We start from the raw sequence: 26,830 nt of genomic DNA on the forward strand, positions 1-26,830 counted from the left end.
CATCTAACAATTTGTATGGTTAAACATTATTTACAATCTTTGATGTAACTTAAATCCCAAATTTAAACTCAATCAAGGAGCATCCCATTGATAAGGAAAATCATGATAAAGAAAAATAGAACGCTGTTTCTTAGTCTAGCCCTTTGCGCTAGCATGAGTTATGCCGAAGATGATGGAGGGTTTTTCACCGTCGGTTATCAGCTTGGGCAAGTCATGCAAGATGTCCAAAACCCAGGCGGCACTAAAAGAGACGAACTCGCAAGAGAGCTTAACGCTGATGTAACGAACAACATTTTAAACAACAACACCGGAGGCAATGTCGCAGGGGCGTTGAGTAACGCTTTCTCCCAATACCTTTATTCGCTTTTAGGGGCGTATCCCACTAGTCTCAATGGTAACGATGTGTCTGCGAACGCTCTTTTACAGGGTGCGGTAGGCAGTGGGACTTGCGCGGCTGCAGGGACAGCTGGTGGCAGCTCTCTTAACACTCAAAGCGCTTGCACCGCTGCGGGCTATTATTGGCTCCCTAGCTTGACTAATAGGGTTTTAAGCACGATCGGTAGTGAGACTAACTACGGCACGAACACCAATTTCCCCAACATGCAACAACAGCTCACCTACTTGAATGCGGGGAATGTGTTTTTTAACGCGATGAATAAGGCTTTAGAGGCTAAGAATGGAACTAGTGAAACTAGTGGTGCGACTGGTCCAAATAATGAAACTTACTCTACACAAGCTATTCAATACCTTAAAGGCCAACAAACAATTCTCAATAACGCAGCCAACTTGCTCAAGCAAGATGAATTGCTTTTAGAAGCTTTCAACTCTGCCGTAGCCGCCAATATTGGGAATAAGGAATTCAATTCAGCCGTTTTTACAGGTTTGGTGCAAGGCATTATTGATCAATCTCAATTGGTTTATAACGAGCTCACTAAAAACACCATTACCGGGAGTGCGGTTAATAGCGCTGGGATAAATTCCAACCAAGCTAACTCTGTGCAAGGACGTGCTAGTCAGCTCCCTAACGCTCTTCTTAACGCAGAAGAAACTTTGAATAAAATCAACGCGCTCAATAATCAGGTTAGAAGCATGCCTTACTTGCCCCAATTCAGAGCCGGGAACAGCCGTTCAACGAATATTTTAAACGGGTTTTACACCAAGATAGGCTATAAGCAATTTTTCGGGAAGAAAAGGAATATCGGTTTGCGCTATTATGGTTTCTTTTCTTATAACGGAGCGAGCGTGGGCTTTAGATCCACTCAAAACAATGTAGGGTTATACACTTATGGGGTGGGGACTGATGTGTTGTATAATATCTTTAGCCGCTCGTATCAAAACCGCTCTGTGGATATGGGCTTTTTTAGCGGTATCCAATTAGCCGGTGAGACTTTCCAATCCACGCTCAGAGACGACCCCAATGTGAAATTGCATGGGAAAATCAATAACACGCACTTCCAGTTCCTTTTTGACTTCGGTATGCGGATGAACTTCGGTAAGTTGGACGGGAAATCCAACCGCCACAACCAGCACACGGTGGAATTTGGCGTAGTGGTGCCTACAATTTATAACACTTATTACAAATCTGCAGGGACTACCGTGAAGTATTTCCGTCCTTATAGCGTTTATTGGTCTTACGGGTATTCATTCTAAGAAAGGGGGGATCAGACAAATATGAAACAAAATTTAAAGCCATTCAAAATGATTAAGGAAAATTTAATGACACAATCTCAAAAAGTAAGATTCTTAGCCCCTTTAAGCCTAGCGTTAAGCTTGAGCTTCAATCAAGTAGGCGCTGAAGAAGACGGAGGCTTTATGACCTTTGGGTATGAATTAGGTCAGGTAGTCCAACAAGTGAAAAACCCGGGTAAAATCAAAGCCGAAGAATTAGCGGGCTTGTTAAACTCTACCACGACAAACAACACCAATGCCAATACTGCAGGCACAGGAGGTAATGTCGCTGGGACTTTAGGCAATCTCTTTATGAACCAATTAGGCAATTTGGTTGATTTGTATCCTACTTTGAACACTAGTTCCATCCACCAATGCGGTAGTAGTAATAGTGGTGGTGCTGCTGTTACTGCTGCTACCGCTAGTTCTAGTACTTGTTTCCAAGGTAACCTGAATCTTTATAACCAAATGGTTAGCTCTATCAAAACTTTGAGTCAAGACATCAGCAAGAATATCTTTCAAGGCAATAACAACACCACGAGCGCGAATCTCTCCAATCAGCTCAGTGAGCTTAACACCGCTAGCGTTTATTTGACTTACATGAACTCATTCTTAAACGCTAATAACCAAGCGGGTGGGATTTTTCAAAACAACACTAATAAAAATTATGGAAGTAATGTTAGTGCCGAGCAAATCGCTTATATCCTAAAGCAAGCTTCAATCACTATGGGGCCAAGCGGTGATAGCGGAGCTGCCCAAGCGTTTTTGGATGCCGCTTTAGCGCAACATGTTTTCAACTCTGCTAACGCCGGGAATGATTTGAGCGCTAAGGAATTCACTAGCTTGGTGCAAAATATCGTCAATACTTCTCAAAACGCTTTAACGCTAGCCAACAACGCTAACATTAGCAATTCAACAGGCTATCAGGTAAGCTATGGCGGGAATATTGATCAAGCGCGCTCTACCCAACTATTAAACAACGCCACAAACACTTTGGCTAAAGTCACCGCTTTGAATAACGAGCTTAAAGCTAACCCATGGCTTGGGAATTTCGCTGCCGGTAACAGCTCTCAAGTGAATGCGTTTAACGGGTTTATCACTAAAATCGGTTATAAGCAATTCTTTGGAGAAAACAAGAATGTGGGCTTACGCTACTACGGCTTCTTCAGCTATAATGGCGCGGGCGTGGGTAATGGCCCTACTTACAATCAAGTCAATTTGCTCACTTATGGGGTGGGGACTGATGTGCTTTACAATGTGTTTAGCCGCTCTTTTGGCAGCCGAAGTCTTAATGCAGGCTTCTTTGGGGGGATCCAACTTGCAGGGGATACTTACATCAGCACGCTAAGAAATAGCCCTCAGCTTGCGAAAAGACCTACAGCGACTAAATTCCAATTCTTGTTCGATGTGGGGTTACGCATGAACTTTGGTATCTTGAAAAAAGACTTGAAAAGCCATAACCAGCATTCTATAGAAATCGGTGTACAAATCCCTACGATTTATAACACTTATTATAAAGCTGGTGGCGCTGAAGTGAAATACTTCCGTCCTTATAGCGTGTATTGGGTCTATGGCTACGCTTTCTAAAAAAGCTCAAGGCCTTTTATAGGCTTTGAATGAAACCACCCCCGCTTTAAAACAAACCCAAAATCCTTATCAAATAATGGAATTAACCCCCCTATAAGAACGCTTGATTAAAAGCTATTATTTTGCTTTAGCGCTTCAAAGCTCTTTTATATTTAAATGGTGGAGTGATCAAACGCTAAAGATGTTTAGGATTTTTAATGGTTTAAAAACTTTGTTTTGTAATTCTGAATTTTATGGTAAAACTCGTTTTTTAATAGGGGGGTATTTTGAAATCATTCTCCCCCAAAACTAAATCCCCTAACAAAAGAAGAGCGCTTTTAAGAAACTAGCCGCGCAAAGTCTTTTATACTAGATTTTAAAAAATGCCTTGGAGTGTTTTTAACTTGCTGTGATTGGATTAAAAATCAAAACTTCAGCGTGAGGTTGGTCATCATGTAACTTCTGTCTTGGTAATTAGCGTTAAAATCGCCATCCGGGTTATTGAATTTGGGCGCTCCAAAATACCCTGCTTGATACCCTTTATTGATCCTAGCCCCATAATAAGTGATCCTAAAGTTAAGAAGAACCGATTCAGTGAACGCATAGCTCGCATTGAATTGCAAGGAGTATTCATTGGCCCTCCCCACTTGCCCTAACGCATTTTTATTCGCATGAGAGACGCGCCCAAAAACATGCCATGCAAAACGCTTATGGATCCCTCCAACAGAAGTGTAAAAAGTGAAAGTGTTAGCGTTAGTGATCGCATCAGCCAGCCCATCATAAGCCGTATTATCCCAAAAATCATAGCCAATCATTCCGGCATGCCTAGTCGTTATGGAGATTTCATTACCGATATAGGAAGTGTTATTACCCCTTGGCATCGTGTGAGAGCCTAAAAAAGCGTCTGAATTGCCAAAGGTGTTGTAAAAGCCAATGGACCAGTTGAAATTATCCCACCAAAAAACCTGGCGGATATTTAAAGTAACGCCATTCCTCCCTAACAACGAGCCATGAGGCGTGCTGTCTTCTAAACTATAAGTGTTTGTCTCTGGGTTATACCACCCTCTATAGTATAGTGGAAAGGTTGTCATGATCATGCTTTGAGAGCGAAAGCCTACATTTTCAAAATTCCTATTCGTGTCATAGACTAGCTTAAAACCAGGAGCGTTATAAGTCTTAGGTGCAAAATAATAAAAAAATTGAGCGTCTAAACCTCTATAAGAATAAGTCGTGGTGATCCCATGCCAACCATAATTGATGAAATCGTTGCTGTTACTGGGATTGCCTCCCTTTTTCAAATAAGGCACTGTCGCAAAAAACTCATAAATCCAAGAGTTAAACGCTAAACCTCTCCCAAAAGAACTCCACCACCAAAACCTTAACCTTTGCGTTTCAGTCTTATAGGGCTGATAATACACTTCCCACCCCTGATTCGATCCGCTCATAAAATCAATATTCGCTTCATAACGCCCCGCCTTAAACCCAAAAACATCCTTGTAATCGTATCGTAAAAAAGCGGTATCCACCACATAAGGCCTTGCATGATAGCTCGCTGATTGAGAAGTCCCCGCATAAGCAGGGCCAAGATACTTATTGAAAAAGTATCCATGATAGCCCCCAATGAAATTCTCTACAATTGAGCCAAAAATCTTCCCGTTAGCTTGGTTAATATCATACTTAGTCTTATCATAAGGAATGGCTGCAATCGCCCCACCCAAAGAGAAAGAGAGCCTATGGTTTTCGGTGCCTTTAGGGAGTAAATTGACTTTGACTTGCGCTAAAGTTACAATATCTATAAAACTTTCAGTAGGATAAATCCCCTTTTTGGTATTGATTTGAGAATTGTTAAAACCAATCTTAGAAAAGTTTTCCACACGACCACTAAACCGATAATCAAAAGCTTCTACAGGATATAATAAAAACGATAAAAGCGATAAAGAAGAAGTTAAAAAATACTTTTCTTGCCTCACTAAATTCTCCCTAATTTTAATTGTATGATCTTTTTTGTTGAGATTATAATTATAATCAAAAATAACATAAAATTAAAATATTAATTAAAATCCACAACCCTATTTTACAAAAAATAACACTTTATTGTAAATTGGTTTAAAATCAAAGGATTAAAATCATATATTCGTTATTTCTAAAGAATGTTTTATTTTTGATTAGACTAACTACCCATGAAATCCTCATTTTTTAGCCCCGTTATTAAAACTTATAAGAAATTTCAAATCTAGCGTTAAAGCCAGGCTCTGCCATGCCCCTTGCGTATTTGTCTTGATTGGGTTCATCAGGGCTCATCACCGGGCTTGCTTGATTGATGTATTGTTGGTTAAAAACATTGTTAAACACAGCGTTTAAGCTCAACCCTTCAAGTTTTTTATAAGCGGGCTTGTAAGTGATAAAAAAACTGCTCACCCCATAACCCGGCTTATGCACATGAAAAATCCCAGGCGTTTTAGGGCAATTGCTAGGCCGTCTGTCAATATCCGTAGGGCCGTTACGATAAGGGCTATAAGAGCAATAACTCAAATCCGTAACGAAGCGTGAAAGCCAAGTGATGCTAAGGCCGGTGCGCGGGATTTTATAGCTTGCCGTTAAAATAAACACATTGCCTGTCGTGGCAGCCAATTCATACACATCAGCGATCAAGCGCCCTTTTAAAGAAGGCCATGATCGCGCCACGCTCAAGCCTAAAGAAAAGCCCTTGTATTTAGCCGTCCCTGAAATTTCATAACCAGGCACATAAATAATATCTTGCGCGGGCAAGTTGGTTACAAAAAGCGTTGAAGAAAATTGATTGATGTAATTAGAAATCAATTGGACAAAACCTGCGGCTCTAAAATCAAAATACTTACTGCTGTATTCGGTGTTAAATTCCACATTTTGCCCGATTTCTGGCTTTAAATTGCGGTTATAGCGCAAATTATCTTGACGCATCCACACCAAACCTCCAGGCATAGGGCCTCTGGTTACATACGCGTAAGAAAGCCTGAAATTCAAATTTTCTAAAGGCGAGACATTTAAAGCCGCGCTAGGGCTAAACCCTTGGGTTATGTGCAATTGCCAGTCTTTATCCACTAAAGTATAGACATCATAACGAGTCCCTGCCCCTAAAGTTACCATAGGGTGTAAGGTGTAATTCGCTTGCGCATACACCCCAACCACATTCGCGGTAGCGCCATTCCTTTGGCAACGCCCGTTCATGTTGGGATCATTAGGACCCATAACCCTTAAGCATGCGTCAGGGGCATCGCCGGGTTTGACCAATTCGCTATTAGGGATCGCTTTATCAAAAGTGGTTAAATTTTGGTAATTCAACCCGTATTCAAAAAGATTGTCATTCTTATGGTCTATGGTGTGGATCACATTCGCATTAAACCCGGAATTGATAATGAATAAATTTTTATTAGCGACAACAGAACCTCCTCCAAGGCTTTTAAAAGTGATGGAGCAAGTTTGTTTAACAGCGTCATAAATGCCTCCTTGCGCCACGCATTCATTTTCTTCGTCAAGTTTTGGGTTTGGGGTGAAAGGAATGATAGTTGCTATATCGTTAGGCTTAAAAAGGGGGTCAATTTGGACATTCCTGATGCTTGTATAACCATTGATTTTTAATTTAGGATCACCAAAACGACTCCCCCCTTCTCTTTCATAGTTCAAACTCACATTATGCACTAAATTGACGCTATAAGTTTTAAACAAACTAGCGTCATTTTCAAACAAGCAATCATCAGGGTTTTTCTCGTTAGGAAAAGCGTTAAAATCACCGCAAGAATAGGGTAAAAAAGTGCCTGTAAAATTCGCTCTTAAAGGGCGATTAGCGTTATCTCTAGTCATGTTATAGCTGAGCGTTAAGGTATCCCTTTCGCTCAAATAACCATTGATCTTAGCCATCACATTGTTTTGCTCGCTAGGACTTCCTGTAACTTTATTACCCGCTTTAGGATCAAAAAGATTTTTCATCGCATTATCCCCATCACGATAATAGAAAATATTTTGATGCGTGTAATATAAAAGAATATCAAAATGATTGTTACGATAAGCGCCTATCACGGTTTCTCGATCCCCAAAGTTGGTTAAAAAAGTTGCAGCCCCACTTATGGCGTAGTCTTTACCTTTAGGGATAAAATCGCTCGCGCTTCTAGTTTCCATTTTAATCGCGCCAATTAAGGCCATAGGCCCCGCGCTCGCTTGAGCCGCTCCCTTAGTAACCACCACGCTTTTGAGCATTCCAGGGTCAATAATTGTATTGCCCTGATGCCCATAGCTTGCGCCCATTTGCGCTGCGCCATCCACTGTAACCCTAGCCAACCTGTCTTCAATACCGCGCACATAAATTTTTTGCGCTATAACCGCACCACCGCCCACATTGATATTAGGGTTTCTTCTAAACATGTCGCTGATTTGGTTGGCTTGCCTTCTTTCTAATTCCTTACTTGAAATGGTTGTCTGGTTGTTGTAATTAAAGATTTTAGCCGCTTGAGTGGTAACTTTGCCTAGAGTGTGTTGGGCGTTCTTTTTTTGATCTTTTTTTCTTTCTTCTTTTTCTTCTTCTTTAGCCTCCAATTCAGACATTCCTAATAAGGACAAAACAATAGAAAAACTGCAATACTTCCTAAAACGCTTGTCATTCATTCTTAAAATCCTACTTATAATAATTTTTCTTAAAAAAATAAAGGTATTATTGTAGTCAAAAAAATATTACAACCGCCTTAAAAGAGCTAGCCATTTTTGATAAACAAATGATAAACTTTTGGAAAAATCCCACAAAAATCCGTTTCAAAACGCACAGAATGCGAAAGGTCTTTCCTACCTCACTCTCACTTTTTTATCTTTATAGAGCCTGAATATTTTAGAGCTAGAGCTTTCAAACAAACCCCTTTCATCGCTCACAATCACATCAGCGAGATTGGAAGCGATTTCTTTATCATAAGCGCATTGGGTGAGGTTGGCTGAGGTGCTATAGAGCGTTTTAAAACGCTTTAAAAAATCCCCATGCCTGCCCCTAACCACACGAATAGCCTTAGAGTTAGGATAAACAAAAGTGGTTTTAGCGCTTCTTCTGATGAGGTTTTTAAAAGCGTTGGGCACGCGCACCAAACTTTTTAAGGTGGTAAAATCAGTGCTTTCTATTAAAACGCTTTGATTTTTAGGGCGGCCTTTTAAGGCGTTGAGTTTTTCGCTGTCTTTAGAAAGTAGTCCTATAGTGGTATCGCTTTGGGCTAGATACACTAACGCCATCATCAAACTACTTTAAATAATCTTGTAAGGCTAACAACTCGTCTTCTTTAGAGCTTTCTTCTAACGCTAAAATCAAGACTTCTATCGCGCTTAAAGTCGTGAAATAACTCACATGGTTTTTAAGCACAGAAGTGCGAATGAGTTTGGCGTCATCTTGAGATTTGTGATCGCTTGTGTTGATAGCCATGCTGATTTCCCCATTCATCATTAAATCCATAATATTGGGGCGGCCTTCGGAGATTTTAAGCACTTTCAAAGACTCCACACCGGATTTTTCTAAAGCTTTATGCGTGCCTTCTGTAGTGCACAATTCAAAGCCTAACTGAACCAATCGCTTCATTAAAACGCATGCTTCTTCTTTATCCTTATCTTTAATAGAGACAAAAATAAGCCCCTTGTTTTTAATGGGGTTAAAGCAAGCCGTTTGAGCCTTGAAAAAAGCAAGCCCTAAAGATCGAGCAATCCCCATCACTTCGCCGGTGCTTTTCATCTCAGGCCCTAAAATCAAATCCGATCCATAAAGTTTATTAAAAGGGAAAACCGCTTCTTTTAAAGCCACAAAATGGGGCATTTTAGGCTTATAAACGCCTTTAGAATATCCCACGATATTTTTTTTATCATAAAACTTCAAGGCTTCTTTCAAGTCTTCTAACACCATAACCCTAGTCGCTACTTTCGCTAAAGGAACGCCTAAAGCCTTGCTTAAAAAAGGCACAGTTCTGCTGGCTCTGGGATTGACTTCAATCAAATACAGCGAATTTTGATGCACAGCAAATTGGATATTCAATAGCCCTACTACGCCTAAATGCAGAGCGATTTTCGCGCTCACTCGCTCAATTTCATCTAAAATTTCAGCCCCTAGAGTGGAAGGGATAAAGCATGCGGAATCGCCTGAATGGATTCCGGCTTCTTCAATATGCTGTAAAATGCCGGCAATATAGACCTCTTTTTTATCGCAAATGGCATCCACATCTAATTCCACCGCTTTTTCTAAAAACTTATCAATGAGAAGCGGGTTTTTAGGGCTAATCTCTAAAGCATGCGTAACGCTTTCTAAATAATGGTGCAATTCTTCAATATTTTCTAAAATTTGCATGTGTTGACCGCCTAGCACATAACTAGGGCGCACAATAATAGGGAAACCAATCACATTAGCGATGCGATAAGCTTCATCAACACTCTTAGCCATGCCGTTTTCAGGCTGCTTGATGTCAAGCTCTTTTAAAAAGAAGGAAAATTTTTCTCTATCTTCGGCAATATCAATCACCTTAAAAGGCGTGCCAATAATGGGGGCTTGCATTTTAGCTAGATCTTTAGCGAGTTTTAAAGGGGTTTGTCCCCCAAAATGCACGATAATGCCATCCACTCGCTCCCTTTGAATGATGCTCTTCACGCACTCAAAATGAATGGGCTCAAAATAGAGCGTGTCGCTTGTATCATAATCCGTGCTCACAGTTTCTGGATTGCAATTGAGCATGACGCTTTTAATGTTTAAATCTTTCAAAGCAAAGCTCGCATGCACGCAACAATAATCAAATTCAATGCCTTGACCGATGCGATTAGGTCCAGAGCCTATGATTAAGATTTTCTTTTCTTGTTTTTCTTGTTTGTTTTCAATAGGGGGTAAAGGATTGGGGGCATAGGTGGAATACAAATAAGGCGTGAGCGATAAAAACTCCGCCGCACAAGTGTCCACTTCTTCAAAATTGGGCGTGATTTGTAAATTCATTCTGGCTAATTCCACTTCAAAAGGACTCACCTCTAAATTTTCATTTTCTTTGATTTTAGTGGCAATCCTGGCATCGCTAAAGCCTAAATTTTTAAGCCCTCTTAATTTTTTGGCGTCCGTTAAAACACTGGAATTGATGCTTTCTTCTGCTTTGATGAGCTTTTGAATTTGAGATAAAAACCACCTGTCAATCTGGCACAATTCAAAAACTTCATCCACACAAACGCCGAGCCTGAACGCATCAGCGATATAAAGCAAACGCTTGAAATTCGGCCGGCGGATTTCCTTTTTTATCGTTTCTAAATCTTTGCTTAACGATTCAAACCCTAGCCAATTGTTTTCCAAAGAGCATAACGCTTTTTGTAAGGCTTCTAAGAAATTCCCCCCTATCGCCATCACTTCGCCAATGCTTTTCATAGAAGTCCCTAAAGTGCTAGAAACACCGGCAAATTTTTCAAACGCAAAGCGAGGGATTTTCACCACAATATAATCCAAACTGGGCTCAAAACTCGCTGGGGTGTTGGTCATATCGTTTTGGATTTCATCTAAGCTAAAACCCACCGCAAGCATGGTAGCGACTTTTGCAATGGGAAACCCGGTCGCTTTTGAAGCTAATGCGGAGCTGCGGCTCACTCGCGGGTTCATTTCAATCACGACCATTCTTAAAGTCTCTGGGTGGATAGCGAACTGCACATTACTCCCGCCCGTATCCACGCCAATTTCTCTTAAAATCGCAAAGCTCGCATCACGCATGCGTTGGTATTCTTTATCGGTTAGGGTGAGGCTTGGAGCGATGGTGATGCTATCGCCGGTATGAACGCCCATGGGGTCAATATTTTCAATACAGCACACAATGATGCAATTATCCTTGCTGTCTCGTATGACTTCCATTTCATATTCTTTCCATCCCAATAAGGACTCTTCAATCAAAATTTCATTAATGGGCGAAGCGTCCAGGGCGTTTTTAGCCAATTCTTGAAACTCTTCAATGTTATAAGCGACCCCACTCCCCCCACCAGCCAGAGTGAAACTCGCTCTAATAATGGCTGGAAAGCCAATTTCATTGATGGCTTCTAGGGCTTCTAACTCGTTATAAGCGTAACGCCCTTTAGGCAAATCCATCCCGATTTTTAACATCGCTTCTTTGAAAGCCTGCCTGTCTTCGCCTTTTTTAATCGCTTCAATCTTAGCCCCTAAAAGCTCCACGCCTTCTAACATGCCCTTTTGGTGCATTTGCATGACCGCATTCAAAGCGGTTTGTCCGCCCATTGTGGGTAAAATAGCGTCAATCTTTTCTTTTTTAATGATAGCGGCGATATTTTCTGGGGTGATGGGTTGGATATAAGTTTGATGAGAAAATTCAGGGTCAGTCATCACGGTGGCCGGGTTGGAATTGATTAAGATCACTCTATAACCTAAAGATTTTAAGGTTTTACAACTTTGAGTCCCTGAGTAGTCAAACTCACAAGCTTGCCCGATCACAATAGGGCCTGAACCTATCAGTAGAATGTTAGAAATATCGGTGCGTTTAGGCATAACCAATCCTTAAAGAAAGAATATAAACGAAGCGTCATCAATATTTTAGAATACTTTTTATTAGGTTTTTGCGTGGCGTCCCCTCCCTATTTTTTCAAACTATTTGTCTCTGTCTGAAAAAATACCAATGATTTGCAAGATAGAAATAAAGACATTCAAAAAGTCTAAATACAAGCTCACCGCCGCATCAATGGGGCTATCATACATGCCTTTAACGATGTTTTGGGTGTCATAAGCGATGTAAAGACTGAATAAAATCGCACTCGCCCCCGCAATGACAACCTGGAACATGGGGCTACCCAAAAACAAGTTGATGAGCGAACACACCAACACCACAATCAAAGCGATAAAGAGCATTTTACCCATATTCGCTAAGTCGTTTTTAGTCTTAAGGGCATACACGCTCATCAAACCAAAAACAATAGTCGTCATGCCTAAAGCTTGCCAAACCGCTCCCAAACCAGCTTTTGCAATCACCATACCCAACAAAGGTACTAGAGTAACCCCTGATAATGAAGTGAAAGCAAACAGCATGAATAAATTCAATCCGGGTTTAGATTTAGAAAACATCAAACCAAAAAACGCCACAATTTCAGCGATAAAAAACACCCATTTATACTGCACTACGGCTTGAAAATTCATTAAACCCAATAACGCCCCAATAGTCGCTAGTAACAAACTGCCTGCAAAGAACTTGTAAGTCGTTTTAACAAAACTTACCAGCTCGCTTTCATGCGATAAAGAATTTTCCGCATACGCATTATGAGAATTAGCTCTGTCATATAATGCCATGTTTTACTCCTTGAATTTCAACTCAAAATAATTTTAATTAACCCTAATAGCTAGGTTTAATATAATAGCGCAAAATGTAGTAAAATACCAAACAAAACCCCCTAAAATTGAAATTGAAGTCTGAAAATTAGGATAATAGTTATAATGAAAATTTTTATCAATGGATTTGGCCGCATTGGGAGATGCGTTTTAAGAGCGATTTTAGAGCGTAGCGATACAAACCCTAACTTAGAAGTGGTAGGCATCAATGACCCTGCTAATTGGGAAATTCTCGCTTATCTTTTAGAGCATGACAGCGCGCATGGGTTGCTCAATAAGGAGGCTCGTTACTCTAATGGTAAGCTTATTATCGGCTCGTTAGAAATCCCTGTTTTTAATAGTATCAAAGACTTGAAAGGCGTGGATGTTATCATAGAGTGTTCAGGGAAGTTTTTAGAGCCTAAAACGCTAGAAAATTATCTTTTGCTTGGGGCTAAAAAGGCACTGTTATCCGCTCCCTTTATGGGCGAATACGATGAAAAACAATACCCTACTTTAGTGTATGGGGTCAATCATTTTCTCTATCAAAACCAAGCCATTGTTTCTAACGCCTCTTGCACGACTAACGCTATCGCACCCATTTGCGCTATTTTAGATAAAGCTTTTGGCATTAAAGAGGGCATGCTAACGACCATTCATAGCTATACAAGCGATCAAAAGCTCATTGATTTGGCCCACCCTTTAGACAAACGGCGCTCAAGAGCGGCTGCAAGCAACATTATCCCCACCACCACTAAAGCCGCTCTGGCCTTGCATAAAGTTTTACCCAATCTCAAAAACAAAATGCATGGGCATAGCGTGAGGGTGCCTAGCCTTGATGTGTCCATGATAGATTTGAGTTTGTTTTTAGAAAAAAAGACCCTCAAAGAGCCCATCAATGATTTATTGATTGAAGCTTCTAAAGGGGTTTTAAAAGGCGTGTTAGAGATAGATTTAAAAGAAAGGGTGAGTTCTGATTTCATTTCTAACCCTAGTAGCGTCATAATCGCACCTGATTTGACTTTCACGCTAGAGAATATGGTCAAAATCATGGGGTGGTATGATAATGAATGGGGGTATTCTAATCGTTTGGTGGATATGGCGCAATTCATGTATCATTATTAAGTCATTTTGCGAATCTTTTTGAGTTTGTTTAACATCAAGTCGTATAATGTGGGATTTACAAAAACGATTGGAGTTTTAAATGGCGTTTAAAAAGGCTAGATTGATTTCTAATCTTATTTCAAAGGGATCTTTCAAATTAAATAAGATCTCAAAGAAATTTTTCAAATTGAATCAAATCTTGAAGCGTGAAAAGCCCTTAAAACGCCATGAAAAAACGAAATCCATTAAAAAGCCCTTTAATAAAAACAAATCTTTTTTAAAAGCTTCGGTTTTATTGATAGGAGCGTTGGGGGGATTATCCCATCTAAGGGCTAGCGAATGTAAAACCTGGTCATGGTCGTCTTGGGATTATCATGACAATATTGAAAGCGGTCCTAATTCACCTACGCACAACTCTTATTGCCTTTTTAGTAGCGCTCAAGGCTCTGGAACTTATTATTTAAACACTCTTACCACTTATAAAGCTTATAATGTTAGTTTCACACAAAAATTCAATGATGGCACGCTTGATATTGGAGGGAATATCCGCTTTGGAGGCACAGGTATTAATGGGGGTGATGTAGGGTATATCACAGGCACTTATGACGCTCAAACGATTAATTTTAATTCTAGCCGTATCGCAACCGGAAACTCATATTCTGATGGCGGTGGGGCCACGCTCAATTTTAATGCAACGAACAACATCACTATCAATCAAGCGAGTTTTGATAACAACGATGCAGGGGCACAGCATTCTTACATGAATTTTAAAGGCTCTAATATCAATGTTAGTGGCTCTAGCTTTAAAGACAACACTAATGGGGGCTTTAGTTTCAGCGGTAGCAATAATAATAGCGCTATCTCCTTTAATCAAACCAGTTTCAATCAAGGGACTTATAACTTTAATAGCACTCAATCTGCTTTTGAAAACAGCAGCTTCAATCAAGGGATTTATAATTTTAGTAACAGCACAACTTTAAGCCTTAATAACGACACCTTCAATCAAGGGACTTATCACTTTAATACAAGCAAGGTTAGTTTTTCAGGCATTAACACTTTAAATTCAAGTTCACCTTTTGCTAGCCTTAAAGGCAGTGTGTCTTTTAATTCTGGCACGATTTTTAACCTCAATCAAACCCTTAATAACAATCAAACCTATGACATTCTCACTACAAACGGGACCATCCAATACAGGGTTTATCAAAGCTATTTATGGGATTTAATCAACTATAAGGGCGATAAAGCCATCAGCCATGTTGAAGTGGGTAATAACACTTATGATGTAACCTTTGACATTAACGGGCAAGATGAAACCTTACAAGAAACCTTTAACCAACAATCCATTACCACCCAATTTTTAGGAGACGATTTACAAGCTAAAGCCCAACAAACCTATCAAGGGGATATAACCAATTCCCAATACCAAAACGCTTTGAATAGTGCTGCTAACGATAACCAAATCGCAAAGAACGATACAGACTACATTAAAAATAAAAACACCACTATCGCTAAAGACACTCAAAATTTAGAAAACACCAACCAAACCATCCAACAGGATGAACAAAAATTAGAACAAGATTTAACCAAGCTCAAACAATTAGCCGATTCTACAACAGGCTTTAACGAACCAGCTTTCAAGAATGTGCAAACTAAAGAACAACAAGCCTTACAAACCTTACAGAACAATGAAAACATTTTTAACGCTGAACAAGAGGAATTAAAGCAAGCGATAGCTAAGGATACAAGCCCCACACCCGCTCCAAAGCACACAGCAAAGAACACTCCCCCTAATCAAGTTCCGCCCACACCCCCTATTCAAAATTCACCTACAGAAAGCGTGTGGAGTGGGGTTTATTGGCTTCAAAACAAAACTTACTCAAACAAAGGGGTTTATTATATTGATCCTAATCTTTCAGGACAGAGCGGTCAAAGCGGCAACACGCTCAGCACCTATACAGCTAATTTACTCGGAAGAAGTTTTGGCGTTAATATCCAAAATGGCACTTTGATCATAGGGAATGACATAGAGAGCGTGAATGATAACGGGTTGATTTGGATAGGGCATGGAGGTCTTGGCTACATCACGGGAACTTTTAATGCGGCTAACATTTACTTGACTAATAATTTTAAAACCGGTGAAGGCGTTTCAAACTCAGATGGTGGGGGAGCGAATATTACCTTTAAAGCAAGCGATAATATCACTATGGATGGCTTGAATTATAATGACGCTGAAACCGTTACTAAAATGATTCAAACAGGGGCTAGTCAGCATTCCTATGCCACTTTTGACGCTAACAATAATATCAGCGTAACTGATTCCAGTTTTAGCGATATGACTTGGGGGAAATTCAGTTTTAGCGCTAAGAATATTTCGTTTTCTAACGCTTCGTTTAGCGGCTTTACAAACCCTGGAGGATCAAGCGTTATCAACGCTAATGCCGCTAATTCTTTAAGCTTTATCAATTCTCGTTTGAATGGTGGAGCGGTTTATAACTTGCAGACTAATAGCCTTATTTTCAACAACACGCAAGCGGTTTTCAATGTCTTGTATTCTAGGGGGACAAGCAATTTTAACGCTACTACACAGCTTTTAGGCAACACTGGTTTTACGCTTAGTTCTCAAAGTTTGCTGAACTTTAATGGCGATACAACCTTGCAAGACAACGCCAATATCACGCTTGGCAATAAAAGTCAAGCCGCTTTTAAAAATTCTTTAACGCTTGATAATAATTCTAATTTGAGTTTAGACAATCAAAGCGTTTTGAATGCGAATGGTGCAAGCGCTTTTAACAATCAAGCGAGTCTCAATATTTATAACGGGAGTCAAGCAACCTTTAATAGCCTCTTTTTTAATGGCGGAATACTCAGTCTTAACGCTAGCAGCAAGCTCAACGCTTCTAACGCTAGTTTTTCAAACAACACCACCATCAATTTAGACGATAGCGTTTTATCAGCCAATAACACAAGCTCTTTAAACGCTAATATCAATTTTCAAGGCGCAAGCCAGGCTGATTTTGGAGGCAACACGACTATTGATACAGCAAGTTTTAATTTTGACAGCACAAGCTCATTGAATTTTAATAACCTTACGGCTAATGGGGCGTTAAATTTTAATGGTTATGCACCCTCTTTAGCTAAGGCTTTAATGAGCGTTAGCGGGCAGTTTGTTTTAGGGAATAATGGGGAAATCAATTTATCTGATATCAATATTTTTGACAACATTACAAAATCTGTAACCTACAATATCCTAAACGCTCAAAAAGGGATTACTGGCATTAGTGGGGCTAATGGCTATGAAAAAATCCTTTTTTATGGCATGAAAATCCAAAACGCTACCTATAGCGATAATAATAACATTCAAACTTGGTCGTTTATAAACCCTCTCAATTCTTCTCAAATCATTCAAGAGAGCATTAAAAATGGGGATTTAACCATAGAAGTTTTAAATAACCCCAACTCGGCTTCTAACACTATTTTTAATATCGCTCCTGAGCTTTATAATTACCAAGCTTCTAATCAAAATCCTACCGGTTATAGCTATGATTATAGCGATAACCAAGCAGGCACTTATTACTTGACAAGCAACATTAAAGGTCTTTTCGCCCCTAAAGGCTCTCAAACCCCTCAAACCCCAGGCACTTATAGCCCGTTTAACCAGCCTTTGAATAGTTTAAATATCTACAATAAGGGTTTTTCTAGTGGAAATTTAAAAATGCTTTTAGGGATCCTTTCTCAAAATTCCGCTACCTTAAAAGAAATGATTGAATCCAATCAATTAGACAATATCACTAGCATCAATGAAGTGTTGCAATTCTTAGATAGAATTAAGATCACCCAAGCGCAAAAGCAAGCGCTCCTAGAAACTATCAACCATTTGACTGACAACATCAATCAAACCTTTAATAACGGGAATCTCGTTATAGGCACTACTCAAGACAATGTTACAAATTCTACTAGCTCTATATGGTTTGGGGGCAATGGCTATAGCAGTCCTTGCGCGCTAGATAGCACCACTTGTTCTTCTTTCAGAAACACTTATTTGGGGCAATTATTAGGCTCAACTTCCCCCTATTTAGGCTACATTAACGCTGATTTTAAAGCTAAAAGCATTTATATCACTGGAACAGTGGGGAGTGGTAACGCCTTTGAAAGCGGAGGGAGCGCGGATGTAACCTTTCAAAGCACTAGTAACTTAGTGTTGAATAAAGCTAACATAGAAGCTCAAGCTACAGACAATATCTTTAATCTTTTGGGTCAAGAAGGGATTGATAAGATCTTTAATCAGGGGAATTTGGCGAATGTTCTCAGTCAAATGGCTATGGAAAAAATCAAGCAAGCCGGCGGTTTAGGAAACTTTATAGAAAACGCTCTAATCCCTTTGAGTAAGGAATTACCCGCTAGCTTGCAAAATGAAACCTTAGGCCAACTTATAGGTCAAAATAATTTAGATAATTTATTGAATAATAGTGGAGTCATGAATGAAATCCAAAATATTATCAGTAAAAAACTAAGCATTTTTGGTAATTTTGTTACCCCATCAATCATAGAAAACTACCTTGCTAAGCAGTCTTTAAAAAGCATGCTAGACGATAAAGGGCTTTTGAATTTTATCGGTGGGTATATAGACGCTTCTGAATTAAGCTCTATTTTAAGCGTGGTTTTAAAAGATATTACTAACCCCCCTACAAGCCTGCAAAAAGACATTGGTGTGGTGGCGAACGACTTGTTGGACGAGTTTTTAGGACAAGATATTGTTAAAAAGCTAGAAAGTCAAGGCTTAGTGAGTGATATCATTAATAATATTATTTCTCAAGGCGGGTTAAGCGGCGTTTATAATCAAGGTTTAGGGAGCGTGTTGCCACCCTCTTTACAAAATGCGCTCAAAGAAAACGATTTAGGCGCTCTTTTATCGCCTAGAGGCTTGCATGATTTTTGGCAAAAAGGGTATTTTAACTTTTTAAGCAATGGCTATGTTTTTGTCAATAATAGTTCTTTTAGCAACGCTACAGGGGGCAGTTTGAATTTTGTCGCCAACAAGTCTATTATTTTTAATGGCGATAATACGATTGACTTTAGCAAGTATCAAGGTGCATTGATTTTTGCTTCTAATGGTGTTTCTAATATCAATATCACAACCCTAAACGCTACCAATGGCTTAAGCCTTAATGCTGGTTTGAATAATGTGAGCGTTCAAAAAGGGGAAATTTGTGTCAATTTAGCCAATTGCCCCACAACCAAAAACAGCCCTTCTACAAACAGCGTAACCCCCACTAATGAATCTTTAAGCGTGCGCGCTAACAACTTCACTTTCTTAGGCGTAATCGCTTCTAATGGGGCTATTGATTTGTCTCAAGTAAAAAATAATAGCGTCATAGGCACGCTCAATCTTAATGAAAATGCAACCTTGCAAGCCAATAATTTAACGATCACTAACGCTTTTAACAACGCCTCTAACTCTACAGCTAACATTAATGGTAATTTCATCTTAAACCAACAAGCGGCTTTAAGCACTAATGCTAGTGGTTTGAATGTCATGGGGAATTTTAATAGCTATGGCGATTTGGTGTTTAACCTCGAGTCATCAGCTAGCCATGCTATTATCAACGTTCAAGGCACAGCGACGATTATGGCTAATAACAATAACCCCTTAATCCAATTCAACGCTTCTTCAAAAGAAGCAAGTGATTACACGCTTATTGATAGCGCTAAGGCTATTTATTACGGGTATAACGGCCAAATCACAGGAGGCAGCAGTCTAGATAATTACCTTAAGCTTTACACGCTCATTGACATTAATGGCAAGCATATGGTGATGACTAACAACGGCTTAACTTATAACGGGCAAGCCGTGAGCGTTAAAGATGGCGGTTTAATTGTAAGTTTTAAAGACTCTCAAAATCAATACGTTTACACTTCCATTCTTTATAATAAAGTGAAAATCGCTGTTTCTAACGATCCCATCAATAACCTACAAGCCCCCACTTTAAAACAATATATCGCTCAAATTCAGGGCGTTCAAAGTGTGGATAGCATTGATCAAGTTGGAGGCAGCCAAGCGATTAATTGGCTCAATAAAATCTTTGAAACTAAGGGAAGTCCTTTATTCGCTCCCTATTATTTAGAAAGCCATTCCACAAAAGATTTAACCACGATTGCTGGAGACATTGCTAACACTTTAGAAGTCATCGCTAACCCTGATTTTAAAAATGACGCCACTAATATTTTACAGATCAATACCTACACGCAACAAATGAGTCGTTTAGCCAAGCTCTCTGACACTTCAACTTTCGCTCGTTCTGATTTTTTAGAACGCTTAGAAGCCCTTAAAAACAAGCGGTTCGCTGATGCGATCCCTAACGCTATGGATGTGATTTTAAAATACTCTCAAAGAAACAGAGTCAAAAATAATGTGTGGGCGACAGGAGTTGGAGGGGCTAGTTTTATTAATGGAGGCACTGGGACTTTATATGGTATCAATGTAGGGTATGATCGATTCATTAAGGGCGTGATTGTGGGGGGTTATGCCGCTTATGGGTATAGCGGGTTTCATGCAAACATCACTCAATCAGGCTCTAGCAATGTCAATATGGGTATTTATAGCCGAGCGTTTATCAAAAGAAGCGAATTAACGATGAGCTTGAATGAGACTTGGGGATACAATAAGACTTTCATCAACTCTTATGACCCCCTACTCTCAATCATCAATCAGTCTTACAAATACGACACCTGGACGACTGACGCTAAAATCAATTACGGCTATGATTTCATGTTTAAAGATAAAAGCGTTATTTTTAAACCTCAAATAGGCTTAGCCTATTATTACATTGGTTTGTCTGGTTTAAGGGGCATTATGGATGATCCTATTTACAATCAATTCAGAGCCAATGCTGACCCTAATAAAAAATCCGTTTTAACGATTAATTTTGCCTTAGAAAGTCGGCACTACTTCAATAAAAACTCTTATTATTTTGTGATTGCGGATGTGGGCAGAGACTTATTTATCAATTCTATGGGGGATAAAATGGTGCGTTTCATTGGTAATAACACCCTAAGCTATAGAGATGGCGGCAGATATAACACTTTTGCTAGCATTATCACAGGCGGGGAGATAAGGTTATTCAAAACCTTTTATGTGAATGCTGGCATAGGGGCTAGGTTTGGACTTGATTATAAAGATATTAATATTACCGGAAATATTGGTATGCGCTATGCTTTTTAATGGTATCATCAAACCTATTTTTAACAAGCCCAATTCATAGCAGGGGAATAACACCCCTTAAATGTTGGCGTATCGCAACCTTTGAATTTTAAAAACTCTTTAGTTTTTTTGTCTCAAACGATGGACGCTCTCGCCCCCAAGACCATAATTATTAGAATCCACCTCATCTATAATGACCACAACAGAAGCCTTATCTTTGTTTAACACCTTAACCATCAAATCTGAAACCCCTTCAATCAATTGCTGCTTTTGCTCGTTTGTTGGCTCTCCATTTTCTGGCACAATTTTGATATTGATAAACGGCATATTATTCCTTAAAATTAAGATAACGCATTATAACGCTTTTATTTAAACGCTTCAAGTTAAGTTTGATATACTAACCAAATGAATACATATAAAAACAGCTTGAATCACTTTTTAAATTTAGTGGATTGTTTAGAAAAAATCCCCAATGTGGGCAAAAAGTCCGCCTTTAAAATAGCGTATCATTTGGGTTTAGAAAACCCCTATCTAGCGCTCAAGATCACGCACGCTTTAGAAAACGCCCTAGAAAACCTTAAAACATGTTCATCTTGTAATGCGCTCAGTGAGAGTGAGGTTTGTGAGATTTGCTCTGATGAGAGCAGGCAAAATTCTCAGCTTTGCATGGTTTTACACCCAAGAGATGTGTTTATTTTAGAAGATTTAAAGGATTTTTTAGGGCGCTATTATGTGTTAAATTCCATAGAAGAAGTGGATTTTAACGCTCTAGAAAAACGCCTGATTGAAGAAAACATTAAAGAAATCATTTTTGCTTTCCCTCCCACTTTGGCTAACGATTCTTTAATGCTTTATATTGAAGATAAATTACAGCATTTCCACCTCACTTTCACTAAAATCGCTCAAGGCGTGCCTACTGGAGTGAATTTTGAAAATATTGACTCAGTTTCGCTCTCAAGGGCGTTTAATTCAAGGATCAAAGCATGAATTTAAATTTTATGCCCCTATTGCATGCTTATAACCATGCGAGCATTGATTTTCATTTCAATTCTAGTGCTAGGGATTTTTGCGTGCATGAAGTGCCTTTGTATGAATTCAGTAACACAGGCGAACATGCCGTTATTCAAGTGAGAAAAAGCGGTCTAAGCACTTCAGAAATGCTTCAAATTTTTTCTCAAATTTTAGGGGTAAAAATCGCCGAATTGGGTTATGCGGGTTTGAAAGATAAAAACGCGCTGACGACTCAATTCATCTCACTCCCTAAAAAATACGCCCCCTTATTAGAAAAAAATACGAGCAACTTTCAAGAAAGAAACCTTAAAATCCTGTCTTTGAATTATCATCATAATAAAATCAAATTAGGGCATTTAAAGGGGAATCGCTTTTTTATGCGTTTTAAAAAAATGACCCCCCTAAACGCTCAAAAGATTGGGCAAGTTTTAGAACAAATCGCGCAGTTTGGCATGCCTAATTATTTTGGCTCACAACGCTTCGGGAAATTCAATGACAACCACCAAGAGGGTTTAAAAATCTTGCAAAATAAAACGAAATTCGCCCATCAAAAATTAAACGCTTTTTTAATTTCAAGCTATCAAAGTTATTTGTTTAACTCGCTTTTAAGCAAACGATTAGAAATCAGTAAAATTATTAGCGCTTTTAGCCTAAAAGAAAATTTAGAATTTTTCAAACAAAAAAATTTAAGCGTTGATTCAAACACTCTAAAAGCCCTTAAAAACCAAGCCCACCCCTTTAAAATCTTAAAAGGCGATGTGATGCGCCATTACCCTTATGGGAAGTTCTTTGACGCTTTAGAATTAGAAAAAGAGAGCGAAAGGTTTTTGAAAAAAGAAGCTGTGCCTACAGGGTTACTGGACGGCAAAAAAGCTCTTTATGCAAAAAATTTGAGTTTAGAAATTGAAAAAGAATTCCAGCATGACCTTTTAAGTAGCCATGCTAAAACGCTAGGATCCAGGCGGTTTTTTTGGGTGTTTGTAGAAAATATAACTTCCCAATATGTGAAAGAAAAAGCACAATTTGAATTGGGATTTTACTTGCCTAAAGGGAGTTATGCGAGCGCGTTGCTCAAAGAAATCAAGCATGAGAAAGGAGAAAATAATGACGAATTTTGAAAAAATTATCGTGCAAAACAGGCTCAAAACGAATGCGGTTTTAGCCACTTATTGCGTGATTTTTGCTTTTATTGGGTTGCTGGTGGATGTTATTAGAATTAATGCTAATGATTTAGGAATAGCTCTTTTTAAACTCATGACTTTTCAAATTTTTCCTATGATCACTTTGATTATGTTTTTAGCGGCTTTTGTCATTATTATTGTTTGTATCCAAAATTTTAGCTCTATCATGTTAAGCGGTGATGAATACAAGCTTATTGACAAAAGCAAGGTTTTAAGCTCTAAAGAAAATCAAATCCATCGCCTTTTGCTAGAGCTTTTAGAAGAGGCTAAGCTTCATTTTGAGCCTAAGCTTTATATCATTAATGCCCCTTACATGAACGCTTTTGCGAGCGGGTGGAATGAATCTAATTCTCTTATCGCTCTTACAAGTGCTTTAATAGAGAGGTTGGATAGAGATGAATTAAAAGCCGTGATCGCTCATGAGCTCAGCCACATCAGGCACAATGACATCCGCTTGACCATGTGTGTGGGGATTTTAAGCAATATCATGCTGTTAGCGGCTAATTTTAGCGTGTATTTTTTCATGGGGAATCGCAAGAATAGTGGGGCGAATTTAGCCCGAATGATTTTATTAGTCTTACAGATCGTTTTGCCTTTTTTAACGCTCCTTTTACAAATGTATTTGAGCCGCACACGAGAATACATGGCCGATAGCGGGGCAGCGTTTTTAATGCATGACAATAAATCTATGATTAGAGCCTTACAAAAAATTTCTAACGATTACGAAGAAAACGATTATAAAGACATAGATAAAAACAGCACCCGATCGGCGGCTTATCTTTTTAACGCTGAAATGTTTAGCACCCACCCTAGCGTTAAAAATCGTATCCAATCTTTATCAAGGCGCATCATTTAAATGGAAAATTTTTTCAACCAGTTTTTTGAAAATATCGGCGAAGATAAGAATAGAGAAGGTCTAAAAGAGACGCCTAAAAGGGTTCAAGAATTATGGAAATTCTTGTATAAAGGCTATAAAGAAGATCCTAAAGTGGCTTTAAAAAGCGCGTATTTTCAAGGCGTTTGCGATGAAATGATAGTGGCTCAAAACATTGAATTTTACTCCACTTGCGAACACCATTTGCTCCCTTTTTTGGGGCATATCAGTTTAGGATACATTCCTAAGGAAAAGATTGTGGGCATTAGCGCGATCGCTAAACTCATTGAAATTTATAGCAGACGCTTGCAAATCCAAGAAAGGCTGACCACTCAAATTGCAGAAACCTTTGATGAAATCATAGAGCCAAGGGGCGTGATTGTGATTTGTGAAGCCAAGCATTTGTGCATGAGCATGCAAGGAGTGCAAAAGCAAAATGCAATCATTAAAACAAGCGTTCTAAAGGGTCTCTTTAAAAAAGACCCTAAAACCAGAGCTGAATTTATGCAACTCTTAAAATCTTAGGTTATAATTCTGTGCATGAATAACCCTAATTTATCCTTTTACTATAATGAGTGCGAGCGTTTTGAAAGCTTTTTAAACCACCATCATTTACACCTTGAAAGCTTCCACCCTCATTTGGAAAAAGCCTTTTTTGAAATGGTGCTTAATGGGGGTAAAAGGTTCCGCCCTAAGCTTTTTTTAGCCGTGCTTTGTGCGTTAGTGGGTAAAAAAGATTATTCTAACCAACAAACAGAATATTTTAAAATCGCTTTAAGCATTGAATGCTTACACACTTATTCGCTCATCCATGACGATTTGCCATGCATGGATAATGCCGCTTTAAGGAGAAACCACCCCACTTTACACGCTAAATACGATGAAACCACAGCCGTTTTAATCGGCGATGCACTCAACACTTACTCTTTTGAATTGCTTTCAAATTCTTTGTTAGAAAGCCATATCATTGTGGAATTGGTCAGAATCTTAAGCGCTAATGGGGGGATTAAAGGCATGGTTTTAGGGCAGGCTTTGGATTGCTATTTTGAAAACACGCCCTTAAATTTAGAGCAACTCACTTTCTTACACAAGCATAAAACCGCTAAATTGATTAGCGCAAGCTTGATGATGGGGCTTGTTGCAAGCGGTATTAAAGATGAAGAGCTTTTTAAATGGCTTCAGGCTTTCGGGTTAAAAACGGGTCTTTGTTTTCAAGTGTTAGATGATATTATAGATGTTACACAAGATGAAGAAGAAAGCGGTAAAACCACTCATTTAGACGGCGCTAAAAACAGCTTTGTGAATTTATTGGGGCTAGAGAAGGCAAGCGGTTACGCTCAAACTTTAAAAACAGAGGTTTTAGACGATTTAAACCTATTAAAATCCGCTTATCCTTTATTACAAGAAAATTTAAACGCGTTATTGAACACTCTATTTAAAGGCAAAACATGAAAAAAATTTTACTCACTAACGATGATGGCTACCATGCAAAAGGCATTAAAGCATTAGAACAAGCTTTAGAAGAAATGGCAGAAATTTATGTGGTCGCCCCCAATCGTGAAAAAAGTGCATGCTCGCAATGCATCACGATCACTGCGCCTTTAAGAGCGGAGAAAATTAAGGGCAAAGAAGGCAGGCATTATAGGATTGATGATGGCACGCCAAGCGATTGCGTGTATCTAGCGATCAATGAGCTTTTTAAACATGTTTGTTTTGATTTAGTGATTTCAGGGATCAATCTTGGATCTAACATGGGCGAAGACACGATTTATTCTGGAACGGTAGCCGGAGCGATTGAAGGCACCATCCAGGGCGTGCCTTCCATTGCGATTTCTCAACTCCTTTCTCATAAAAATAAAAACACTCCCCTAAGTTTTGATCTGGCTCAAAAGATTATCCAGGATTTAGTCCAAAACATTTTCACCAAAGGCTACCCTTTAAAAGGGCGCAAGCTCTTGAATGTGAATATCCCTAATTGCTCCTTACAAGAATATAAGGGCGAATGCATCACCCCTAAGGGCTATAGGCTGTATAAAAAAGAAGTGCATAAGCGCACAGACCCCAAAAATGAAAGCTATTTTTGGCTAGGGCTACACCCTTTAGAATGGCAAAAGCGCGAAAATGAAGACAGACTCTCTGATTTTGACGCTATCGCTTCAAACCATGTCTCTATCACGCCTTTAAATTTAGACTTAACCAGTTATGATGATCTAAAAAGCTTGGAATCTTGGCATAAGGGAATGTTAAAGTGAGTAAAAATCGCCGCTTGGCTTTTTTAGGGCTAATTGTTGGGGTTCTATTCTTCTTTAGCGCGTGTGAGCACCGCTTGCGCATGGGGTATTATTCAGAAGTTACAGGGGATTATTTGTTCAACTATAATTCCACTATCGTGGTGGCTTATGACAGAAGCGATGCGATGACTTCTTATTATATCAATGTGATTGTTTATGAATTGCAAAAATTAGGCTTTTACAATGTCTTCACGCAAGCGGAATTCCCGCTAGATAAAGCAAAAAATGTGATCTATGCACGCATTGTCCGTAACATCTCAGCTGTGCCGTTCTACCAATACAATTACCAACTGATTGATCAAGTCAATAAACCTTGTTATTTTCTTGGGGGGCAGTTTTATTGCTCTCAAATCCCTACAGATTACTACGCTATCAATGGCTTTAGCGAGCAAATTTTAATGAGTGCCAATTCGCATTTTATTTTGGATTGGTATGATGTGGTGCTGCAAAAACGGGTTTTATATGTGGATGGGAGCGTGAGCGGGAGGACTTGCGGCTATCAAATGCTTTATAGGGATTTGATTAAAAGCACGATCAAACGCATTGATTTTAACCGCCCTGAACGCTACTACTATAATTTAAGACTGCCCCTTTATCAGCCATGTTATAGGGAATGAG

General features: G+C 39.2%; 17 protein-coding genes. 11 read left to right on the forward strand and 6 right to left on the reverse strand.

The features are described 5' to 3' along the window. Positions 1 to 102: 102 nt before the first annotated feature. Together alpA and alpB are read left to right on the forward strand one after the other, a co-directional pair. Complete coding sequence (gene alpA, locus AA974_RS04120; RefSeq protein ID WP_064433545.1) at positions 103 to 1,650, forward strand: Hop family adhesin AlpA; 1,548 nt, start codon at positions 103 to 105, stop codon at positions 1,648 to 1,650. Between the two features lie 21 nt (positions 1,651 to 1,671). Then, entirely contained in the window at positions 1,672 to 3,255 is a 1,584-nt protein-coding gene (alpB, locus tag AA974_RS04125; RefSeq protein ID WP_064433546.1) for a Hop family adhesin AlpB, read from the forward strand. A gap of 404 nt (positions 3,256 to 3,659) precedes the next feature. Here alpB and hofG read toward each other — a convergent pair whose 3' ends face one another. The 5 genes from hofG to AA974_RS04155 form a co-directional block, all read right to left on the reverse strand. After that, positions 3,660 to 5,204 (reverse strand): outer membrane beta-barrel protein HofG, encoded by a 1,545-nt coding sequence (gene hofG, locus AA974_RS04135; protein WP_064433548.1) that lies wholly within the window; start codon positions 5,202 to 5,204, stop codon positions 3,660 to 3,662. Positions 5,205 to 5,442: 238 nt separating this feature from the next. Then, on the reverse strand, positions 5,443 to 7,872 hold the full coding sequence (locus AA974_RS04140) for a TonB-dependent receptor domain-containing protein (RefSeq protein WP_064433549.1): 2,430 nt from the start codon (positions 7,870 to 7,872) through the stop codon (positions 5,443 to 5,445). 174 nt (positions 7,873 to 8,046) lie between these two features. Beyond that, a complete protein-coding gene (locus tag AA974_RS04145; RefSeq protein WP_064434061.1) occupies positions 8,047 to 8,478 on the reverse strand; it encodes a hypothetical protein in 432 nt (143 codons plus the stop codon). A gap of 7 nt (positions 8,479 to 8,485) precedes the next feature. Beyond that, positions 8,486 to 11,743 carry a carbamoyl-phosphate synthase large subunit gene (carB, locus tag AA974_RS04150; RefSeq protein WP_064433550.1) on the reverse strand — a complete coding sequence of 1,086 codons (3,258 nt, stop codon included), beginning with the start codon at positions 11,741 to 11,743 and terminating at the stop codon, positions 8,486 to 8,488. Between the two features lie 99 nt (positions 11,744 to 11,842). After that, positions 11,843 to 12,535, reverse strand: a complete 693-nt coding sequence (locus AA974_RS04155) for a Bax inhibitor-1/YccA family protein (protein WP_064433551.1) — start codon at positions 12,533 to 12,535, stop codon at positions 11,843 to 11,845. 144 nt (positions 12,536 to 12,679) lie between these two features. Between AA974_RS04155 and gap the strand changes: the two genes are divergently transcribed. Together gap and AA974_RS04165 are read left to right on the forward strand one after the other, a co-directional pair. Further along, positions 12,680 to 13,678 carry a type I glyceraldehyde-3-phosphate dehydrogenase gene (gene gap / locus AA974_RS04160; RefSeq protein ID WP_064433552.1) on the forward strand — a complete coding sequence of 333 codons (999 nt, stop codon included), beginning with the start codon at positions 12,680 to 12,682 and terminating at the stop codon, positions 13,676 to 13,678. A gap of 79 nt (positions 13,679 to 13,757) precedes the next feature. Then, positions 13,758 to 20,876, forward strand: coding sequence for a vacuolating cytotoxin domain-containing protein (locus AA974_RS04165; protein ID WP_064433553.1), 7,119 nt, complete (start codon positions 13,758 to 13,760; stop codon positions 20,874 to 20,876). Positions 20,877 to 20,975: 99 nt separating this feature from the next. Here AA974_RS04165 and AA974_RS04170 read toward each other — a convergent pair whose 3' ends face one another. Next, positions 20,976 to 21,182: a 2-hydroxymuconate tautomerase family protein gene (locus AA974_RS04170; RefSeq protein WP_064433554.1), complete on the reverse strand. Its 207-nt coding sequence runs from the start codon at positions 21,180 to 21,182 to the stop codon at positions 20,976 to 20,978. 78 nt (positions 21,183 to 21,260) lie between these two features. Here AA974_RS04170 and recR point away from each other — a divergent pair, with 78 nt between their 5' ends. The 7 genes from recR to AA974_RS04205 are packed head-to-tail and all read left to right on the forward strand — an operon-like array spanning position 21,261 to position 26,829. After that, positions 21,261 to 21,842 carry a recombination mediator RecR gene (recR, locus tag AA974_RS04175; protein WP_001099583.1) on the forward strand — a complete coding sequence of 194 codons (582 nt, stop codon included), beginning with the start codon at positions 21,261 to 21,263 and terminating at the stop codon, positions 21,840 to 21,842. Beyond that, positions 21,839 to 22,984: a tRNA pseudouridine(13) synthase TruD gene (gene truD, locus AA974_RS04180; RefSeq protein ID WP_064433555.1), complete on the forward strand. Its 1,146-nt coding sequence runs from the start codon at positions 21,839 to 21,841 to the stop codon at positions 22,982 to 22,984. The genes recR and truD overlap by 4 nt, the downstream gene beginning before the upstream one ends. Further along, complete coding sequence (gene htpX, locus AA974_RS04185; protein ID WP_064433556.1) at positions 22,971 to 23,903, forward strand: zinc metalloprotease HtpX; 933 nt, start codon at positions 22,971 to 22,973, stop codon at positions 23,901 to 23,903. Before truD ends, htpX begins: the two co-directional genes overlap by 14 nt. Beyond that, positions 23,904 to 24,446: a GTP cyclohydrolase I FolE gene (gene folE / locus AA974_RS04190; protein WP_064433557.1), complete on the forward strand. Its 543-nt coding sequence runs from the start codon at positions 23,904 to 23,906 to the stop codon at positions 24,444 to 24,446. A 15-nt stretch (positions 24,447 to 24,461) separates the two neighbouring features. Continuing rightward, entirely contained in the window at positions 24,462 to 25,373 is a 912-nt protein-coding gene (locus tag AA974_RS04195; protein WP_064433558.1) for a polyprenyl synthetase family protein, read from the forward strand. Continuing rightward, positions 25,370 to 26,173 carry a 5'/3'-nucleotidase SurE gene (surE, locus tag AA974_RS04200; RefSeq protein WP_064433559.1) on the forward strand — a complete coding sequence of 268 codons (804 nt, stop codon included), beginning with the start codon at positions 25,370 to 25,372 and terminating at the stop codon, positions 26,171 to 26,173. Before AA974_RS04195 ends, surE begins: the two co-directional genes overlap by 4 nt. Then, positions 26,170 to 26,829, forward strand: coding sequence for a hypothetical protein (locus tag AA974_RS04205; protein ID WP_064433560.1), 660 nt, complete (start codon positions 26,170 to 26,172; stop codon positions 26,827 to 26,829). The genes surE and AA974_RS04205 overlap by 4 nt, the downstream gene beginning before the upstream one ends. Position 26,830: the final 1 nt, after the last annotated feature.

The organism is Helicobacter pylori (assembly GCF_001653475.1).
GTDB classification, from domain to species: domain Bacteria; phylum Campylobacterota; class Campylobacteria; order Campylobacterales; family Helicobacteraceae; genus Helicobacter; species Helicobacter pylori_CM.

Excerpts from the sequence above, each read along its gene's own strand:
- htpX (WP_064433556.1), top strand. The coding sequence starts at position 22,971 with ATGACGAATTTTGAAAAAATTATCGTGCAAAACAGGCTCAAAACGAAT.
- AA974_RS04170 (WP_064433554.1), bottom strand. The coding sequence starts at position 21,182 with ATGCCGTTTATCAATATCAAAATTGTGCCAGAAAATGGAGAGCCAACA.
- surE (WP_064433559.1), top strand. The coding sequence starts at position 25,370 with ATGAAAAAAATTTTACTCACTAACGATGATGGCTACCATGCAAAAGGC.
- AA974_RS04155 (WP_064433551.1), bottom strand. The coding sequence starts at position 12,535 with ATGGCATTATATGACAGAGCTAATTCTCATAATGCGTATGCGGAAAAT.
- AA974_RS04165 (WP_064433553.1), top strand. The coding sequence starts at position 13,758 with ATGGCGTTTAAAAAGGCTAGATTGATTTCTAATCTTATTTCAAAGGGA.
- carB (WP_064433550.1), bottom strand. The coding sequence starts at position 11,743 with ATGCCTAAACGCACCGATATTTCTAACATTCTACTGATAGGTTCAGGC.
- AA974_RS04145 (WP_064434061.1), bottom strand. The coding sequence starts at position 8,478 with ATGGCGTTAGTGTATCTAGCCCAAAGCGATACCACTATAGGACTACTT.
- alpB (WP_064433546.1), top strand. The coding sequence starts at position 1,672 with ATGAAACAAAATTTAAAGCCATTCAAAATGATTAAGGAAAATTTAATG.
- gap (WP_064433552.1), top strand. The coding sequence starts at position 12,680 with ATGAAAATTTTTATCAATGGATTTGGCCGCATTGGGAGATGCGTTTTA.
- folE (WP_064433557.1), top strand. The coding sequence starts at position 23,904 with ATGGAAAATTTTTTCAACCAGTTTTTTGAAAATATCGGCGAAGATAAG.
- alpA (WP_064433545.1), top strand. The coding sequence starts at position 103 with ATGATAAAGAAAAATAGAACGCTGTTTCTTAGTCTAGCCCTTTGCGCT.
- AA974_RS04195 (WP_064433558.1), top strand. The coding sequence starts at position 24,462 with ATGAATAACCCTAATTTATCCTTTTACTATAATGAGTGCGAGCGTTTT.
- recR (WP_001099583.1), top strand. The coding sequence starts at position 21,261 with ATGAATACATATAAAAACAGCTTGAATCACTTTTTAAATTTAGTGGAT.
- AA974_RS04140 (WP_064433549.1), bottom strand. The coding sequence starts at position 7,872 with ATGAATGACAAGCGTTTTAGGAAGTATTGCAGTTTTTCTATTGTTTTG.
- truD (WP_064433555.1), top strand. The coding sequence starts at position 21,839 with ATGAATTTAAATTTTATGCCCCTATTGCATGCTTATAACCATGCGAGC.